Source organism: Geomonas ferrireducens, assembly GCF_004917065.1.
Taxonomy (GTDB): Bacteria; Desulfobacterota; Desulfuromonadia; order Geobacterales; family Geobacteraceae; genus Geomonas; species Geomonas ferrireducens.
Map to the genome: position 1 here is coordinate 1400951 of NZ_SSYA01000001.1, position 16896 is coordinate 1417846.

Below are 16896 nucleotides of genomic sequence, written 5' to 3' on the forward strand. Positions count from 1 at the left end.
AGAGTGGGCTTTATTCCGGCGCCGGCCCCGGCTTCTTACGCCGCTTTCTCCGCCTGCGTTTCTTCTTCGGTGCCTCGACGGCCGCCTCGCTCCCGGCGGCTTCGACGGGCGCTCCCTGCGCCTCGAGCTGCTGCGCGACGTAGCGCTCCCACCACTCCGCAAGCGAGCGCTTGGGAGGGGTGAGCCGCTCCACGAAGCGCAGGTACTGCAGCGCGTCGCCGAACGAGGGGCGCGCGATCACGCCGCGGCCGTTTCTCCCAGGTGTCTTGTGGAAACGCTGCTGCAGGTTGAGGATGTCCCGTACCGTTACGAGCACGCGGTTAGGAACCGCCACGGTCGGCGAAAGCTCGCCGGCAAAGGCGGCCACCGCCGCGTCGGTCGCCTGCTGGGGCGGCAGCCCCGCCTCGCGGAACGTAGTGACCTTCTCCTCCAGGTATTCGCCGAACATGAGGGCGATGAGGAGCGGCGCCGACACCGGGACCCCCTGGGCCAACTGGTCGTCGACCCATTCCAGCGCCTTGCTCACGCGAACGTGCGGGTACCCGTCCGATTCGCGGGAGAGCCAGGCGTCGAAGTGCGGGAAGAGCGGCTCGAACAGGCCGTTGTGACGCATCATCTGGTAAGTGCGTTCCCCGGCTCCCATGAGGAGCAGCTTCAGCACCTCCTCGTAGAGGCGCGGGGGCGTCGCCTTGTTGATGGTGCCGCAGAGCGCCTCGATGGCGGCCTCGGTGCGGGGCTCGATGTTGAAGCCGAGCATGGAGGCAAAACGAATGGCGCGGATCATGCGCACCGGGTCCTCGGTGAAGCGGACCAAGGGATCGCCGATGGTGCGGATGAGGCCGTTTTTCAGGTCCTCCATGCCGCCCACGTGGTCGATGATGGAGAAGTCGGAGATGTTGTAGAAGAGCGCGTTCACGGTGAAGTCGCGCCGTATGGCGTCCTCCTCCGGGGTGCCGAAGACGTTGTCCCTGAGGACCATGCCGTCCTCGCTCTTCAGGATGGGAGGCCCATGGTGCTGGCGGCGCCTTCTCCTGCCGCGCTCGTCTTCGAGTTGCTCGGCTTCGGAAACGGCCTCGGTCGGCTCTTCCGGCGGCGCCTCGGCGGCCTCCTCAAGGGCGGCCTCGGCCGCATCGACCGTGGAGCGGAAGGTGGCAACCTCTATGATTTCATCGTGGAAGTGGACGTGGGCCAGGCGGAAGCGGCGGCCGATCAGGCGGCAGTTACGGAACAGCTTCTTCAGCTGATTGGGAGTGGCGTCTGTGACGACGTCGAAGTCTTTGGGTTCGCGACCAAGGAGCAGGTCGCGGACTCCGCCGCCGACAAGGTAGGCGATGAAACCGTGCTCCCTGAGTTTGTACAGTACCTTCACGCCGTTCGGGCTAAGCAGTGCGCGCGAGATAGAGTGCTCCGCCCGCGGGATGATGACTTTTTCCATGTTAGTGTTCATTCGCGGGAAAATAGCACAGTTTACGTGCAAAGGCAAAGGATGCGTACTTGATTTTGTTGACTTAAGTCATGAAGATGTGGGATTTCTTCTGCTATGGTTGCCAGCATGGAAAAGAAAGAAAAACAGGAAAAGGACATCAGGGTCCTGGAGACCTTCATCGGCTTTTACTGCCGCAGCAAGCACGAAAGCCCGAAGGGCGTGCTTTGCGAAGAGTGCAAGGGGCTTCTCGATTACGCGAAGATGAAGCGGGAGAAGTGCCCGCTCGACCCGAAGCCGACCTGCAAAAACTGCCACGTCCACTGCTATGGTAAGCTCCAGCGCGCCAAGATCCGCGAGGTGATGGCCTATTCCGGCAAGCACCTTATGCTGCGCGGCAGGCTTGACCTTCTCTGGCACTACTTTTTTTAACGGACGTTCTACGTTCCGCGTTCTACGTTCTACGCTAGAACCGGAAGTCAGGAAAGTGGCGGCAGGCAACATAGGCTCTGTGGGTTTTCAGGCTTTTTAACGTAGAACATAGAACGTAGAACATAGAACATGTTTAGGGGGTACGGATGATCAGGAAAATAGTAAATATCGACCAGAAAAAGTGTGACGGCTGCGGACTCTGTGTTCCGTCTTGTGCCGAGGGGGCGATCAAAATAGTCAACGGCAAGGCCGAGATCGCCGCGGACAACCTGTGCGACGGGCTGGGGGCGTGCCTGGGCGAGTGCCCGCAGGACGCCATCACCATCATCGAGCGTGAGGCGGACGAGTTCGACGAGGTCGCCGTCGAGAAACACCTCCAGGCCGAGGGAGCACCTGCCGATGGTCACGGTCACGGTCACGGTCACGGCGGCGGTCACGGCGGCGGTTGCCCCGGTTCGCGCGTCCAGAGCTTCGCCCCGGCCCCGGCGGCGCCGGCCCAGCCCGCGGGCGCGGCGCAGAGCCAGCTCGCGCAGTGGCCGGTTCAGTTGCACCTGGTGCCGGTGACGGCGCCGTATTTCAAGGGTGCCGAACTGCTCATCACGGCTGACTGCGTCCCCTTCGCCTACGGCAACTACCACCAGGACTTCCTCGCCGGGAAGGCGGTGGTGGTCGGCTGCCCGAAGCTGGACGACAACAACGCCTACCTGCAAAAGCTGACCGAACTGTTCCGGGTCTCCGGCATCACGGGGATTACCGTGCTCAGGATGGAGGTCCCCTGCTGCGGCGGCATCGTGATGGCGGCTCGTCAGGCCTTGGCCGCCTCTGGGATGGAAATCCCCTTCCGCGAGGTAACCATCAGCATTCGCGGCGAAATTATCGAACGCTAGGCATGCAGGGTAGGAGGAAATCTGACGGCGCGACAGGGTAAAAGGACAAATAGGACGCTTTTGATCTTTTTTGATTGACAGAGGATTAGGAGGCTGGTACAGTTGCCTCCATTAGAAATCCCAATCAGCTGAAAGGAGAACAGCACTTATGAGTCTCACTACCTTGGTTACTAAGGAAGCCCCCGATTTCACGGCGCAGGCGGTAATGCCCGACAACTCCTTCGCAGAGCTCACTCTGTCCAAATACCGCGGCAAGTACGTCGTGCTCTTTTTCTACCCGCTCGACTTCACCTTCGTCTGCCCCTCCGAGATCCTCGCGTTCAACAAGAGGGTTGCAGAGTTCAAGGAGAAGAACTGCGAGGTGATCGGTGTTTCCGTCGACTCAAGGTTCACGCACCTGGCCTGGAAGAACACCACCGTCGAGAACGGCGGTATCGGCAACGTCCAGTACCCGCTGGTGGAGGACCTCGACAAGTCCATCGCCAAGGCCTACGGGATCCTCTTCAACGAGTCGGTGGCACTGCGCGGGCTCTTCCTGATCGACACCAAGGGTGTTGTTCGTCACACCGTCATCAACGACCTGCCGCTTGGGCGCAGCGTCGGCGAGGCCCTCAGGATGCTGGATGCGCTCCAGTTCGTCGAGACCCACGGCGGCGAAGTCTGCCCGGCCAACTGGCAGGAAGGCGAGGATTCCATGAAGGCTTCCACCGCAGGCGTTGCCGAGTATCTCGCCAAAAAGCACGGTAACAAGTAACCCGGATAAAACAGTAACAGAGTGACGAGGGCGCGGTTCGAGAGAACCGCGCCCTTTTCTTTTGCCACTGAAAGAATGGCAGAAACAGTGTCGTCTTGCCAATGAAAGACATCTATGCTAAAAGAACAGAGCATTTACCGATATGTAGCTCAAAAGGAGTCAAAATGCGCACCAAGGCGACTTTGTTTTCCCTGTTGCTGCTCATGGTTTTTGCCACCTCATCTTTCGCCCTGGAGGGACAGCAGCCGGAGGCGATCGCCGAGAAGATGGCATTCAAGCTGGTGCGCGGCGTGACGAACACGGCCACCTCCATCGTGGAAATACCCAAGCAATCCTACCTGACGGTGCGCGACCGTGGGGCCATCGGGTACGCGGTGGGGCCGCTTAAGGGCGTAGGGATGGCTTTCTACCGACTGCTGACCGGTCTGACCGAAACCGTCTTTTTTGCGGTACCCCAGCCAGGCTATTACGATCCCATGATCACCCCGGAGTTCGTCTGGGAGGGGTGGGAGGAAAAACGCGTTGAACCGAGAGGGCAGAGCGAGGCCCAGCCGGTCGAAGCCAAGGGAGAATAGATGATGTCCAAGCGGTTTATCTTTGTCGCCATGCTGACGCTTGCCTTTGCCTTGGCAACGGGAGGGAAGGCGCATGCTGAAGGCCGTGACCTCGAGTCTGCTTCACCGCAGGAGGTTGTTGACGGCATGGCCAACAAGCTGGTCCGCGGTGTCGCCAACGTCGCGACCGGTTGGATCGAGTTTCCCAAGCAGATCTATCTGACCTGCCGGAACGACGGAGCCGCCAAGTGCGTCACCGTGGGGCCCTTGAAGGGGGTCGGCATGACGCTGGTGCGCACCGTGGCGGGGGTAGGCGAGGCCGCTACCTTCTTCCTTGCCTACCCGGGCTTCTACGATCCCTACCTGGACCCCGGCTACGCCTGGCAAAAAGAGTAGATTGCAAAGACATAAAGGTAAAAAAAGATCCAAGGCAGATGCCCCGGATCTTTTTTTGTGTCTGCTTTCGGGAATAAAAAAAGGCCGCATCGTGAGATGCGGCCTTTCGCAATTACCCGTTAAGGGGAAATTACTTTGCAGCCGGAGCAGCTTCAGCAGCCGGAGCTTTCTCGTCTTTCTTCTCGGCTTTCTTAGCAGCTTTCTTAGCAGCTTTTTTCTTCTTCGGAGCAGCTTTCTTAGCCGGAGCTTTTTCTTCTTTTTTTGCTTCCGGAGCAGCCGGAGCAGCCGGAGCAGCGTCAGCAGCGAAAACAACACCAGCGAAAGCAACAGCAACGAGAGCAGCAACTACGGAAGATACGATCTTTTTCATGGTAAATCTCCTTTACTGAAATGGATTGGTATTGCGGATATTAGCAGGTAGCGTGCCAGCGTCTCATTATAACCGTAAACACTTGATTAACCGCGTTAGGTAGAGGGGGAAGGGGCGTTGCCTCATGAAAACCACGCCCCATATGCTCCAGTCGATACCTCAAATGGGGTATCGACTTCCCCTGCAGACCATCCCGCGGCGGGTATTTGCCTTGCCAGGTATCAGGATAGTTTGTTATTATGACCGGTCATGGCTTGACCGAGCTGTCTGGGGGATTTTTGAGCAATAACATACTTTTGTCAGTAGAAAAGCCGGCCCGTTACATGGGCGGCGAGATGGGAACCGTTGCCGACCGGGAAGGGGCGCTCCGCTTCGTCCTTGCCTTTCCGGACGTATATGAAATAGGGATGAGCCATCTCGGGTTGCAGGTGCTCTACGGCGTGCTGAAAGAGCAGGCCTGGATCATGCCCGAGCGCGCCTATGCCCCGTGGCCTGATCTGGAAGCGTCGCTGCGCGCCGAGGGAAAATCTCTGGCGACCCTGGAAGCCGGCACCCCGCTGGCAAAGGCCGATATCCTCGGCTTTACTCTGCAGTACGAGCTTTCCTACACCAACATCCTGAACATGATGGACCTCTCCGGGATCCCTCTTTTGGCCGCCGAGCGGCCGGACGGATATCCGCTCGTCATCGGAGGCGGTCCCTGTGCCTATAACCCCGAGCCCCTGGCCGACTTCTTCGACGCCTTCCTGATCGGCGACGGCGAGGAGGCCGTGATCGAGCTGGCCGCGTGCGTCCGGGCCGCCAAGGAAGAAGGACTCACCAAGGGTGAGCTCCTCGAGCGTCTGGCGCGGATAGAGGGGGTGTATATCCCCTCCTTCTTCGAGGTGAGCTATTTCCCGGACGGCCGGGTGGAGCGCATCGCCCCCGTGCATGAGAACTACCGCAGCGTGCGCCGTCGTTTCGTCGCCGACCTGGAAACCGCCTATTACCCGACCTCTCCCATCGTGCCGTTCCTGAAGACGGTGCACGATCGGGTGAGCGTCGAGATATCCCGAGGCTGCACCAGGGGGTGCCGTTTCTGCCAGGCCGGTTACATCTATCGTCCCGTGCGCGAGCGCAGCCCCGAGCGTGTCTTCGAGATCATGGAGGAGGCGCTCGAGAACACTGGGTACGACGAGATCTCCCTCCTCTCCCTCTCCACCGGCGACTACGGCTGCCTAACCCCGCTTTTGAAGGGGCTCATGGACCGCTACTCGGCCCGGAAGAAGGCGGTATCCCTGCCGTCGATGCGCGTCGGGAGCCTGAGCGACGAGATGGCCGAGGAGATACGCCGCGTGCGCAAGACCGGCTTCACCCTTGCCCCCGAGGCGGGTAGCGAGCGGCTGCGCAGCGTCATCAACAAGGGGATCACCGAGGAGGCGCTGCTTGATAACGCGCGCTCGGTGTACGGCAACGGCTGGCGCCTGATCAAGCTCTACTTCATGATCGGCCTTCCGACCGAGACCATGGAGGACGTCGACGGCATCGTGGAACTTTCCCGCGAGGTGAAACGGCAGGGGAAGCTCGCCGGCAACGGCGGCGACGTCAACGTGTCGGTGTCGAGCTTTGTACCTAAGCCGCACACCCCGTTCCAGTGGGAGCCGCAGATAACCGAGGCCGAGATCGTCGAGAAGCAGCGTCACCTGCGCGACGCCCTCAAGAAAAAGAAGCTGATCATGAAGTGGCAGGATGCCTCCCTCTCCGGCATGGAAGGGGTCTTCGCCCGCGGCGACCGGCGCCTGTCGCGCCTTCTCATCGAGGCGCACCGGCTCGGGTGCCGCTTCGACGGCTGGTGGGAGCATTTCGACCGCAGCAAGTGGGCGCAGGCCTTCGAGAATTGCGGGATCGATCCCTCCTTTTATCTGAGAAGACGCGAAGTCGACGAGGTGCTCCCCTGGGATCACATCGACTGCGGCGTGACCAAGGAATTCCACCTGAAGGAGCGCGAGGCGGCGCTCATCGGGGCGGCGACGCCCGACTGCCGTTTCGACCGCTGCACCGGGTGCGGCGTCTGCGACTTCAAGGAAGTTAAACTGAGACTGAACGATCCCGTCCCCTTCGGCACCTACGCCTGCGAGGCCGCGCAGCAGGAGCAGACCGAAGAGGGGACCAGGATCCGCATCCGATTCGAGAAGGTGGGGCGCATGCGTTTCCTGAGCCACCTCGAGATGCTGACCCTCTTCACCAGGGCGGTCGGCCGCTCCGGCATCCCGATCCGCTACTCCCAGGGATTCCATCCGCACCCGAAGTTCTCCTTCGCCACCGCGCTGTCGGTCGGCATCGAGTCCTACGCGGAGTACATGGACTTCGAGGTGAACACAGGCTACACGGCGGACGAGCTGAAGGAAGCGTTGAACGCGACCCTTCCCGGAGGGGTCCGGGTGCTGGAGTCGAGCGAGATCCCGCTGCGGGCCCCGGCGCTTTCCGTCATCATGGACAAGGTGCGCTACCGCGTCACCCTCCCCGGCGAGCTTGCCGTATCGCTCCCGGAGAAGGTAGCCGCGTTTCTTGCCCTGGAGTCCGTGCCGCTCAGGCGCGAGAAGAAGGGGAAGGTGATCGAGTTCGACCTGCGTCACGAGCTGGTGGAACTGAAGGCTGAAGGTAACGCACTGGAGATGGTGGTCGGGCGCGGCAAGCCCGTCGAGTTTGCCTCCGCCATCCTGGACGTGCCCGCCGAGGCCCTCAAGGATGCCAGGCTGGAGAAGCTTGAAGTCCTCTTTACTGCGTAAAGCGTTCTATGTTCTACGTTCTAGGTTCTACGTTAACGTCGCTAACAGCGTCCCGACCGCGAGCCTAATGCCGTGTAGTGCCTGAGCGTTATAGCGTTTTATAGCGCCCCACGGGCCATGCATTCACGTAGAACGTAGAACATAGAACTTAGAACTGTTTTGTTTTTGAATTTATATACAGGAAGGGGTTCACATGGGAAACGAGCTGGTTATCAACACCACCTCCCACGAGACCCGCATCGCGCTCATCGAAAACGGCACCATCGCGGAGCTGTACGTCGAGAGGAGCAGGGTGAAGGGGATCATCGGCAACATCTACAAGGGTAGGGTGGTCCGGGTGCTGCCGGGCATGCAGGCGGCGTTCGTGGACATCGGGCTGGAAAAGGCGGCCTTTCTCTACGTGGCGGACGTCTTCGACGCCATGGACGAGTACGACAGTTACATCGAGCCGGAGCAGGGTGAGGAGCCGGTGCCGCATCCGCTGCACCCGATCGAGGATCTCCTCCAGGAAGGACAGGAACTCTTGGTGCAGATCTCGAAGGAACCGATCGGAACCAAGGGGGCGCGCATCACGGCGCACATCTCTCTCCCCGGGCGTCACCTGGTCTACATGCCGACCGTAGACCACGTCGGCATCTCCCGGCGCATCGAGGACGAGGTGGAGCGTGAGCGCCTCAAAGAGATCGTCGACCGCATCAAGCCGGTCGGCGGCGGCTTCATCGTCCGCACCGTCTCGGAGGGAAAGAGCGAGGAAGACCTGGTCGCCGACCTCCACTACCTCACCAAACTCTGGGACGAGATAGCCAAGAAGAAGGACAAGGGAGGTGCGCCGAGCCTGATCCATTCGGACCTCGACGTCACCCAGAAGGTGGTGCGCGACATCCTCACCGAGTCGGTTGAACGCATCGTCGTCGACTCGAAGCCCGAGCACGACAAGATCGTCCAGTTCATCAGCACCTTCATGCCGAAGATGAAGTACTCCATCGAGCTTTACGACGAGGAGGAGCCGATTTTCGACCACTTCGGCCTCGAGGTGGAGATCAGTCGCGCCCTCGGCCGCAAGGTCTGGCTGAAATCGGGCGGCTACATCATCATCGAGCAGACCGAGGCGCTCACCGCCATCGATGTCAACACCGGGCGCTACGTCGGCAAGCACAACCTCGAAGACACCATCCTGAAGACCAACCTCGAGGCGGTCAAGGAGATCGCCTACCAGCTGCGCTTGAGAAACCTGGGCGGCATCATCATCATCGACTTCATCGACATGGAGAAGGAGGTGAACCGGGAGAAGGTCTACGGCGCGCTCGAGGAGGCGCTCAAGAGCGACAAGTCGAAGACCAACATCCTCAAGATCTCGGAACTGGGCCTCGTGGAGATGACCCGGAAGCGCGTGCGCGAGAGCCTCGGGCGCATGATGTGCGAGCCCTGCCCTTACTGCGAGGGACGCGGCTACGTGAAGTCCAAGATCACCGTATGCCACGAGATCTTCCGCGAACTGCGCCGCGAGATGCTGGACATCCGGGGGACCAAGGTGATGCTCACCGTGCACCCGCAGGTGGCCGACCTCCTCTACGACGAGGAGCGCCGCGGTCTTGAGGAGCTGGAGAAGAACTTCAAGAAGCGGATCACGGTCCGCGCGAAGCCCGGTTTCCACCAGGAACAGTTCGAAGTAGCCGTAACCTAATACACAGTCAGGAGAGAAGATGATCGGTACGCCGCTGAAGACAGGTGCGACGAGGATGATGCTTTTGGGCTCGGGGGAGCTCGGCAAGGAAGTGGCCATCGAGGCCCAGAGGTTCGGGATCGAGGTGGTGGCGGTGGACCGCTACGCGAACGCGCCGGCGATGCAGATCGCTCATAGAAGCCACGTGATCGACATGCTGAGCCGTGAGGAGCTGGACCGGGTGGTGCGCCTGGAAAACCCCGCCTACATCGTCCCGGAGATCGAGGCGATCAACACCGAATACCTCCTGGAGCTCGAAAAGGAAGGTTTCAACGTCATCCCGACCGCGCGTGCCGCGAACCTCACCATGAACCGGGAGGGGATCCGCAGGCTCGCAGCCGAGGAGCTAGGCCTCCCGACCGCGGCGTACCGTTTCGCCACCAGCATGGAGGAGTTCGCCGAGGCCGTAGCCGCCATCGGACTTCCCTGCGTGGTGAAGCCGATCATGAGCTCTTCGGGCAAGGGGCAGAGCGTCCTGCGCGACGCGGCTGACATGGAGCGCTCCTTCCGCTACGCCATCGAGGGGGCGCGCGGCGCCTCCAACAAGGTGATCGTCGAAGAGTTCATCCCGTTCGATTACGAGATCACCCTCCTCACCGTGCGCCACGTGGGCGGCACTAACTTCTGCCCCCCGATTGGCCACCGCCAGATCGACGGCGACTACCACGAGTCGTGGCAGCCGACCCCCATGGTTCCCGCCGTGCTTGCCGAGGCGCAGCGCCAGGCCGAGGCGGTGACCGCGGCCCTTGGCGGACGCGGCATCTTCGGCGTCGAATTCTTCGTGACCGGCAAAAAGGTCTGGTTCTCAGAGGTCTCCCCCCGTCCCCACGACACCGGGATGGTCACCATGGTCTCCCAGAACCTCTCCGAATTCGAGTTGCACGTACGCGCCATCCTGGGGCTTCCTGTCCCTGAGGTGGAGAGCCTTGGCTGCGCTGCGTCGCACGTCATTTTGGCGGAGGATGTTGCCGTTGAGGTTGCTTTCGAAGGGGTTGCCGAGGCGCTCGCCATGCCGGCGAGCAAGCTGCGACTTTTCGGCAAGCCGGACACCAGGAAGGGGCGTCGCATGGGCGTGGCCCTGGTCCTCGGCAAGGATTGTGACGATGCGAGGGCGAAGGCCGAGCAGGCGGCGCACTGCGTGAGGATCGTGAAGCGCTAGGCCGAAGATCAGACTGTTTCTACGGGGGGCGAACTACAAAGTTCGCCCCCTTTTTTTATATATTGGGGAGTTTTGGGGTTCGTTTGGAAATTGCTGGAAAGGCGGGCACAGCTCTTCTGAAGCGCGACACGAGCCCTGACGTTCCCCCCTTTGCGAAGGGGGGGACGTCAGGGGGGATTTGCATCGCTTCCTTTCCCCTTTTCCGTCTATTCCTTGATCCCGAGGAAATCAAGCAGCCGCTCCCACGAGGCGTTCACCACCTGTCCCTCGGCAATGCCCGCAGCAGTCGCCAGCTTCAGCGCCTCGTCAAACACCCCGACACCCTGGCAGATGTGCGCGTCGCTTCCTATCATTACCCGCGCCCCGATCCGTGCGCAGAGACGAGCGATCTCGGTGCAGTTCCCTTCGCTCCCCTTGCGGCTCACCGCCGAGAGCGAAGAGTTGTTCAGCTCGAGCGCCGTGTCGGTCGCGAGCGCACCCATCACGATCTCCTCGTAGTCGAGCGGGAAGACGGGATTGCCCGGGTGGGAGATGCATTTTACCAGCGGGTTTTCCATCACGGCGAGGAGGGTCTTCGTGTTGCGTGCGCGGTCCTGGCCGCAGATGCCGCAGTCCTCGTGGAAGCCGGCCATGACGTAGTCGAGCGTCTCCAGGACGTCCGGCTCGAGGTCGAGTCTACCGGTGTGATCGAGGATGTTCGCCTCGATGCCGCGGAAGATACGGACGCCGGAGATGGTGGCCGGGACGAAGCGCATGGCGCAGAAATGGAAGCGGTGCGGCCCGCCGGGGAGCCCCGGACCGTGGTCGGTCACAGCGAGGCCGCGCAGCCCCGCCTGTGCGGCGGCATTAGCCAGTTCGTTGATGGTGGAGTAAGCGTGCCCTGAAGCGAGCGTGTGAGTGTGCATGTCGGCTATGATTTTCATGGCCGGACTATTTCATAGCGGGTGTGAAATGTCAAGGGACCCCCATCCCCTCCCCACCGGGAGAGGGTGCCCGAAGGGCGGGCCTGCCCCCCGTAGCGGTGGTCCTGCGGAGGGGGGTGAGGGCGTTACTGCGAAGTGATGTCGCCGGTCGAATGAATGAGAAACAGGTGCCGTCCGGGGACAAGTTACGCAGCGGAAATGAAAAAAGGGCACACCTTGCGGTGTGCCCTTTTTCAAGCTTCGTGTCGGTAACGAATTACTTCGCGACAGCTTTAGCCAGCTCGAGAGCAACTTCTTTGTACGGGTTGGCGAAGAGGATGATGAGGCAGACGACCAGGGCGTAGATCGCCAGGGACTCGATCATTGCCAGACCGATCATCATGGTGGTGAGGATTTTGCCGGAAGCGCCCGGGTTACGGGAAACGCCTTCAACAGCGCTCTTAACTGCGAGACCCTGGCCGATGCCGGTGCCGAGGGTGCCGAGAGCCATGCCGATGCCTGCTGCGAGTACACACATAGTAAAGAATTCCATTTGTTTCTCCTTTGCTGCGTATTTTTCCTAAATAGTATAGGAAGTAAAGTCCGTTCAACGTTCAACGTTCCAGCGTCCTCGGTTTTAACCTTGAACGTTGAACGCTGAACGTCTTTTGGTTTTAGTGCGCGTGCTCCAGCGAGCCCTGGATGTAGATCATCGCCAGGAGCATGAAGACGAAGGCCTGGATGAAGGAGACCAGGACGCCCATCAGCATCATCGGCAGCGGTACCAGGAACGGAGCCAGACCGAAGAAGATGATCAGGACGAGCTCGTGGCCGTTCATGTTACCGAAGAGACGCAGGGTGAGCGAGATAACGCGGCTCAGGTGACCGATCACCTCGATGAAGAACATCATCGGTGCCAGCCAGGCGATGGGGCCCAGGAAGTGCTTGATGTAAGCGGCACCGTGGTGCTTCACGCCCACGATGTGGGTGGTGACGAACACGACGACCGCGCAGGCCGCGGTGGTGTTGATGTTGGCGGTCGGCGGGAAGAAGCCCGGGATGAGGCCCATCAGGTTGGACACCAGGATGAAAAGGGCCAGGGTGGCCACCAGCGGGAAGAACGGGCGGCCGTGCTCGCCCATAGTCTCCACCAGCATGTTCTCGATGCCGCCCACGATCACTTCCATGAAGTTCTGGAGGCCGGAGGGAACCGCCTGCAGCCTCTTGGTTGCCGCGATGGACAGAAGCACCAGGCCGAGCATGAGCAGCCAGGTGTAGACTACGGCGTCCGCACCTGCCTCGGAAAAGCCGAGGGGGTGGAGCAACTCGCGGAAGAACTGAAGGAATAAAAACGGATGAACCATGAAGCTAGCCTCCTTTACGGGTCGACAAATATATCGAAAAAGCGATTATGTTGATCACGAGGACCGAAAGTCCGATCAAAAGGCCGAAGATGTCTGCCTTGAGGACCACGATCGCCAGGTACAAAAGCGCCGCCATGATGGCCAGTCGCAGGATGTAACGCAGCACGGCGAAACGCGAGGCGTTGCGTGGCTGCAGGCGGAGCGCCGCTTCCAGGCCGTTGCGGATCCAGAAGAAGTTCGCGATGGCGAGCATGCCGCCGGCGAAGAGCGAAACTCCGAACCTCGGTGAGACCAGCAAGGCACCGGCGGCTCCGAAAACCCCGCTCAGAAGGAGGCTCCCACGCACCAGCCAGGAGAAGATGTTACTCTCGTTTATCCTTGTCGGACCCGTCATCGCGCAGCTCTTTTCCCGCTAATATGAATATGTTGCGGAAACCTGCCGCAATGCCGAAGAACATGAATATGAAGAAAAACCACGGATCGGTGCCGAGCCAATGGTCCAGTTTCAACCCCACGAAGACGCCGATGGCGATGGCCACCGCGAACGCGATCCCCATGGTGGAGATCATGCCCAGGGTCCTGAGCAGGTTCTTCTTTTCTTGTTCCATAACTGTGCGTCCTCTGTCCCGTATACAAATCACGGGTAGAAAACCAAGGCTAAATAGCACGTCGACGGTACTAATGTCAATTAATTTCCAAGACGCGCCTCAACAAAAATAGCGATTTATCGCGGCGTCTTGCCTTCTATGTTACCTCAGGACGGCATGGCGCGGTGGGAAAAGGTTGCCCGTTGCGGGAAAGGTGGTACCATCTGTTGCGTTGTGCGCTTTTGGTATAACGGATGAGTTCCAGGGGAAGGAGCTGCAATGACGGACCACAGCCGCGATGAGAGCTGCGGACAGGATGGAGCAGGGGAGAGCCGGACCGGCGCCGCTCGTCCGCGACTCTGCGTCCGTTCCAAGATCTGGATCGAACTGGATGGGGAGCCGGTGCTGGGTCAGGGGCGGCTCGAGCTGCTGCGACTGGTGGGGAAAAGCGGTTCCATAAACGCCGCCGCGAAGGAGATGGGGATCCCCTACCGCAAGGCATGGACCTACATCGACTCCATGGAGAAACGGCTCGGCTTTCCGCTTGTGCTTCGCTCCAAGGGGGGGAGCGGCGGTGGAGTGTCGACGCTCACAGCCGAGGCGGAAAGCCTGCTCCAGAAGTTCGAAGCGCTGCAAAAGGGGTTCGCAGAGCTCGTGAACGGCAAGTTCGCCGACCTGGGGTTCGCCCTATGACGCTCACCCTGCTGGCAGCGCTCTTCGTCTGCATCCTGGTGGTCGCCGTCCTCTACTCGAGCGTGGGGCACGGCGGGGCATCCGGCTACATCGCCCTCATGGCCCTTTTCGCCCTGCCGACCGCCTCCATAAAGCCGACCGCCCTGGTCCTCAACATCCTTGTCGCCGGTATCGCCACCTGCACCTATCGGCGCGCCGGGCAGTTCCGCTGGTCCGTCTTCTGGCCTTTTGCGGTGACCTCCATCCCGATGAGTTTCGTGGGAGGGGCGCTGCAACTCCCCGCGATCTACTTCAAGCCCCTGCTCGGGGCGGTGCTTCTTTTTGCCGCCTTCCGTCTGGTTTACCGAGAGGTAGGAAATCCGGTTCCCCCCTCGTCTCCACCCCAGGCGGTCGCGGCGGCGATCGGCATGGTCTTAGGTTTCGTCTCCGGGCTCATCGGCGTCGGGGGAGGGATCTTCCTGAGCCCGCTCCTGCTTTTATTCGGCTGGGCCACTCCCCGTCAGACCGCCGGCATTTCCGCGCTCTTCATCCTGGTCAATTCCATCGCCGGGCTGCTCGGTCATGTGAGCTCCTTGGGTAACGTCATGCCCGGTTCCGCCTGGCTCGCCGCGGCGGCCGTCCTGGGCGGCCTCTTGGGCTCGGCGCTCGGCAGCCGGCTCTTACCCGTGCCGGCCATCCTGAGGACCCTTTCCCTGGTCACCTTTTCGGCGGCTCTGAAGCTGATTCTGACCTAGCCGGCACCAGGCGGAGCGCAAGGCCGGCGAGCGGGCAGCAGGAGACGCACGCGCCGCACCCGGTGCAGAGCCCCTCGTCGATGACGATGCCGACTCCCGCGGCGAAGGAGAGGGCCCCTGCCTCACACCTGTCGAGGCAGGTAAAGCAGCCGCAGCTTCCGGCCGGGCAGTGCCCCGGGTCGACCCGCGCCACCCTGGCCAGCCCAGACTCCACCACTTCTGCCGGAGAGGCCGACTGGCCCGGTTCACGGTCCCGCATCTCCACTGTATCCGCCGGGACCCCGCCGGAGTTCAGCAGAAACTCCCCCACCGCGTACAAGCTGCCGCGAAAAAAATCCTTCCGGCTCAGGGTCATTTCTTGCCGCGCTTTCCTTTCTTCAAGCTCTCCTTACCCCCCTGCACATGGCACTGGGTACAGTTGAGCCGCTCGGGGTGACTCGTGGCGGGCGCCCCCTTAACTCCGTCGCGATGGCAGACGTTGCACTCCTCGCCGTCCTGGTTCGCCTTCACGGCGTGCGGAATCACCGGGGGATCGCCGGGAGACTGCTGCGCATCCGCAGCAAGGTCGGGTGCAGACTCTTCCGCCTCGTCTCCCCATGCCGGGGCCTGTAGCGCCAGCGCCAGCAAGGCGCAAAGGATGAGTGGGAGCACGTTTTTCTTCATATAAGACCTCCTATGGGGCGGACTTCTCGATAGGTCTCCCCACGTCCGTTACGGAGTGGGGCTCTTTCTTGAAACGGAACCCGACGCTCAGGGCGCGCTCGGGACAGCTGTCGAGGCAGGCAAGGCAGCGGGTGCACTCTCCGGCGCGCACACGGCACGCCCCCTGGTCCCAAAGCGGCTCGAGCACTTCCGGGACCGGGCAGACCGCAACGCAGTCGCCGCACCCCGTGCAGCGCTCCCTGCGGAAGCCGACCTTCAGCGGACTGCAGCGGGCGATGAGCGCGTAGAAGGCCCCCAGCGGGCAGAGCGAGCGGCACCAGACCCGCGGCGCAGCAACGCCTTCCACCAAGAGGATCGCCGCCGGGAGCAAAAGCGGAACGAGGGAAGCGAAGGCGATGGCGCGCCCCATGATGCCGATGGGGGACAGCACCTCGAAAAGGGGGACCCCGGTCGCCGCCACAATCACCAGCACGGCCGCCAGGACGTAGCGTCCGGTGGCAAGCGGCAGGAGCCGTCCCCCCCGCCTCATCCTGCGCGAGAACTTTTCCCCCAACTCGGTGAGAAAGCCGACCGGACAGACCCACCCGCAGAAACTGCGCCCCCCAAGGATGAAGTACCCGGAAGTCACCAGGAGCGCCCCGAAGAGGAAGGAGGGGATAAGGACGCCGGAGCCGATCACCGCCTGCAGGCAGGCGAGCGGGTCCGAAAGGCGCACCCCGCCAAGTTCCGCTGAGGCGAGGTTGCCGCTGAAAAAGGTGAACCCCGCCACCGGAGAGGCGAGCAGCAAAATGGTGCCGGTCTGCACCGCCCGGCGCGGCAGCCACCACCTAGAAGTCATAGCCGTCCCTCTGGACCTCAACCCTCTCCCGCACCACGATCACCGGCTTTGGGAGCACGCAGGCGTTCTCGCAGACCCCGCAGCCGACGCACTTCTCCCGGTGCACCACCGGCTCCATGATGGTGTGCTCGCCGGTCCTGGGGTTGTGCCGCGGCTCCAGGGTGATGGCCTGGTCGATGAGCGGGCACTGGCGGTAACAGACCTCGCAACGCAGCCCGCGTATCGAGAGACACCCCTCCCGGTCCACGATCTGCGCGGTTCCCATGCGCACCTTTTCCACCTCGGTGGTCTTCGGGTCGAGCGCGCCGGACGGGCAGGCCTTGACGCAGGGGAGATCGGGGCAGAGGTAGCAGGGGATCTGTCGCGCCGCGATGTACGGCGTCCCGATCCCGACGCCACGGTCCTGGAGCCTGATCGAGTGATACGGGCAGGCCTGGGCGCACTTGCCGCAGCGCACGCAGGCGGCCAGGAAGCGACGCGCCGCGATGGCGCCTGGGGGCCTGAGCACGAAGCCGTGCGCCTCCCCCGGCCGCAGGTAGACCGAGGCCCCCCCGGCGGCCGCGAGCGCGAGTGCTAAGGGTGCCAGCGCTCCCCCCTTCAGGAACCGGCGCCGCGAGATGCCGCTATCGTCCCGCTCTTTCGGCACCTC

Annotated in this window: 21 protein-coding genes; 10 read left to right on the plus strand and 11 right to left on the minus strand. The window is 61.8% G+C overall.

All coding sequences use genetic code 11. The features are described 5' to 3' along the window. Positions 1-10 precede the first annotated feature (10 nt). Positions 11-1447, minus strand: coding sequence for a polynucleotide adenylyltransferase PcnB (pcnB, locus tag E8L22_RS06000; RefSeq protein ID WP_136524285.1), 1437 nt, complete (start codon positions 1445-1447; stop codon positions 11-13). 105 nt (positions 1448-1552) lie between these two features. Between pcnB and E8L22_RS06005 the strand changes: the two genes are divergently transcribed. From E8L22_RS06005 to E8L22_RS06025, 5 genes are all read left to right on the plus strand, one after another. Continuing rightward, a complete protein-coding gene (locus tag E8L22_RS06005) occupies positions 1553-1855 on the plus strand; it encodes a nitrous oxide-stimulated promoter family protein (protein WP_246044559.1) in 303 nt (100 codons plus the stop codon). A gap of 146 nt (positions 1856-2001) precedes the next feature. Next, positions 2002-2742 carry an ATP-binding protein gene (locus E8L22_RS06010; protein ID WP_136524287.1) on the plus strand — a complete coding sequence of 247 codons (741 nt, stop codon included), beginning with the start codon at positions 2002-2004 and terminating at the stop codon, positions 2740-2742. Positions 2743-2890: 148 nt separating this feature from the next. Continuing rightward, the gene (locus E8L22_RS06015) at positions 2891-3496 is read left to right on the plus strand and encodes a peroxiredoxin (protein WP_136524288.1); all 606 of its coding nucleotides are present in this window, start codon (positions 2891-2893) and stop codon (positions 3494-3496) included. 164 nt (positions 3497-3660) lie between these two features. After that, positions 3661-4071 (plus strand): exosortase system-associated protein, TIGR04073 family, encoded by a 411-nt coding sequence (locus E8L22_RS06020; protein WP_135869095.1) that lies wholly within the window; start codon positions 3661-3663, stop codon positions 4069-4071. Positions 4072-4074: 3 nt separating this feature from the next. After that, positions 4075-4446: an exosortase system-associated protein, TIGR04073 family gene (locus tag E8L22_RS06025; RefSeq protein WP_136524289.1), complete on the plus strand. Its 372-nt coding sequence runs from the start codon at positions 4075-4077 to the stop codon at positions 4444-4446. Between the two features lie 130 nt (positions 4447-4576). On the opposite strand, the gene E8L22_RS06030 is transcribed toward E8L22_RS06025, so the two are convergent. Beyond that, on the minus strand, positions 4577-4816 hold the full coding sequence (locus E8L22_RS06030; RefSeq protein WP_136524290.1) for a hypothetical protein: 240 nt from the start codon (positions 4814-4816) through the stop codon (positions 4577-4579). A 278-nt stretch (positions 4817-5094) separates the two neighbouring features. Here E8L22_RS06030 and E8L22_RS06035 point away from each other — a divergent pair, with 278 nt between their 5' ends. The 3 genes from E8L22_RS06035 (at position 5095) to purT (ending at position 10466) form a co-directional block, all read left to right on the plus strand. Continuing rightward, positions 5095-7584: a TIGR03960 family B12-binding radical SAM protein gene (locus E8L22_RS06035; RefSeq protein WP_136524291.1), complete on the plus strand. Its 2490-nt coding sequence runs from the start codon at positions 5095-5097 to the stop codon at positions 7582-7584. Positions 7585-7777: 193 nt separating this feature from the next. After that, on the plus strand, positions 7778-9268 hold the full coding sequence (locus E8L22_RS06040) for an Rne/Rng family ribonuclease (protein WP_136524292.1): 1491 nt from the start codon (positions 7778-7780) through the stop codon (positions 9266-9268). A 19-nt stretch (positions 9269-9287) separates the two neighbouring features. Beyond that, a complete protein-coding gene (purT, locus tag E8L22_RS06045; RefSeq protein WP_136524293.1) occupies positions 9288-10466 on the plus strand; it encodes a formate-dependent phosphoribosylglycinamide formyltransferase in 1179 nt (392 codons plus the stop codon). A gap of 206 nt (positions 10467-10672) precedes the next feature. Here the strand turns inward: purT and E8L22_RS06050 are convergent, their stop codons facing one another. The 5 genes from E8L22_RS06050 to E8L22_RS06070 form a co-directional block, all read right to left on the minus strand. Further along, positions 10673-11389, minus strand: coding sequence for a phosphatase (locus E8L22_RS06050; protein ID WP_136524294.1), 717 nt, complete (start codon positions 11387-11389; stop codon positions 10673-10675). 256 nt (positions 11390-11645) lie between these two features. Next, on the minus strand, positions 11646-11921 hold the full coding sequence (gene atpE, locus E8L22_RS06055; RefSeq protein WP_015722622.1) for an ATP synthase F0 subunit C: 276 nt from the start codon (positions 11919-11921) through the stop codon (positions 11646-11648). A gap of 121 nt (positions 11922-12042) precedes the next feature. Beyond that, the gene (gene atpB / locus E8L22_RS06060) at positions 12043-12732 is read right to left on the minus strand and encodes a F0F1 ATP synthase subunit A (protein ID WP_136524295.1); all 690 of its coding nucleotides are present in this window, start codon (positions 12730-12732) and stop codon (positions 12043-12045) included. 4 nt (positions 12733-12736) lie between these two features. Then, complete coding sequence (locus E8L22_RS06065; protein WP_136524296.1) at positions 12737-13126, minus strand: ATP synthase subunit I; 390 nt, start codon at positions 13124-13126, stop codon at positions 12737-12739. After that, positions 13095-13340: an AtpZ/AtpI family protein gene (locus E8L22_RS06070; protein WP_136524297.1), complete on the minus strand. Its 246-nt coding sequence runs from the start codon at positions 13338-13340 to the stop codon at positions 13095-13097. The genes E8L22_RS06065 and E8L22_RS06070 overlap by 32 nt, the downstream gene beginning before the upstream one ends. Before the next feature lie 258 nt (positions 13341-13598). Here E8L22_RS06070 and E8L22_RS06075 point away from each other — a divergent pair, with 258 nt between their 5' ends. Together E8L22_RS06075 and E8L22_RS06080 are read left to right on the plus strand one after the other, a co-directional pair. Continuing rightward, complete coding sequence (locus tag E8L22_RS06075; protein WP_136524298.1) at positions 13599-14012, plus strand: winged helix-turn-helix domain-containing protein; 414 nt, start codon at positions 13599-13601, stop codon at positions 14010-14012. Then, the gene (locus tag E8L22_RS06080) at positions 14009-14746 is read left to right on the plus strand and encodes a sulfite exporter TauE/SafE family protein (protein ID WP_136524299.1); all 738 of its coding nucleotides are present in this window, start codon (positions 14009-14011) and stop codon (positions 14744-14746) included. Before E8L22_RS06075 ends, E8L22_RS06080 begins: the two co-directional genes overlap by 4 nt. Here E8L22_RS06080 and E8L22_RS06085 read toward each other — a convergent pair. The 4 genes from E8L22_RS06085 to E8L22_RS06100 are packed head-to-tail and all read right to left on the minus strand — an operon-like array spanning position 14709 to position 16893. Continuing rightward, a complete protein-coding gene (locus E8L22_RS06085) occupies positions 14709-15101 on the minus strand; it encodes a hypothetical protein (RefSeq protein WP_136524300.1) in 393 nt (130 codons plus the stop codon). The genes E8L22_RS06080 and E8L22_RS06085 overlap by 38 nt on opposite strands. Beyond that, on the minus strand, positions 15098-15409 hold the full coding sequence (locus tag E8L22_RS06090; protein ID WP_136524301.1) for a hypothetical protein: 312 nt from the start codon (positions 15407-15409) through the stop codon (positions 15098-15100). Before E8L22_RS06090 ends, E8L22_RS06085 begins: the two co-directional genes overlap by 4 nt. Before the next feature lie 10 nt (positions 15410-15419). Then, positions 15420-16247, minus strand: a complete 828-nt coding sequence (locus E8L22_RS06095; protein ID WP_136524302.1) for a 4Fe-4S binding protein — start codon at positions 16245-16247, stop codon at positions 15420-15422. Beyond that, the gene (locus E8L22_RS06100; protein WP_136524303.1) at positions 16237-16893 is read right to left on the minus strand and encodes a 4Fe-4S dicluster domain-containing protein; all 657 of its coding nucleotides are present in this window, start codon (positions 16891-16893) and stop codon (positions 16237-16239) included. The genes E8L22_RS06095 and E8L22_RS06100 overlap by 11 nt, the downstream gene beginning before the upstream one ends. Positions 16894-16896 lie beyond the last annotated feature (3 nt).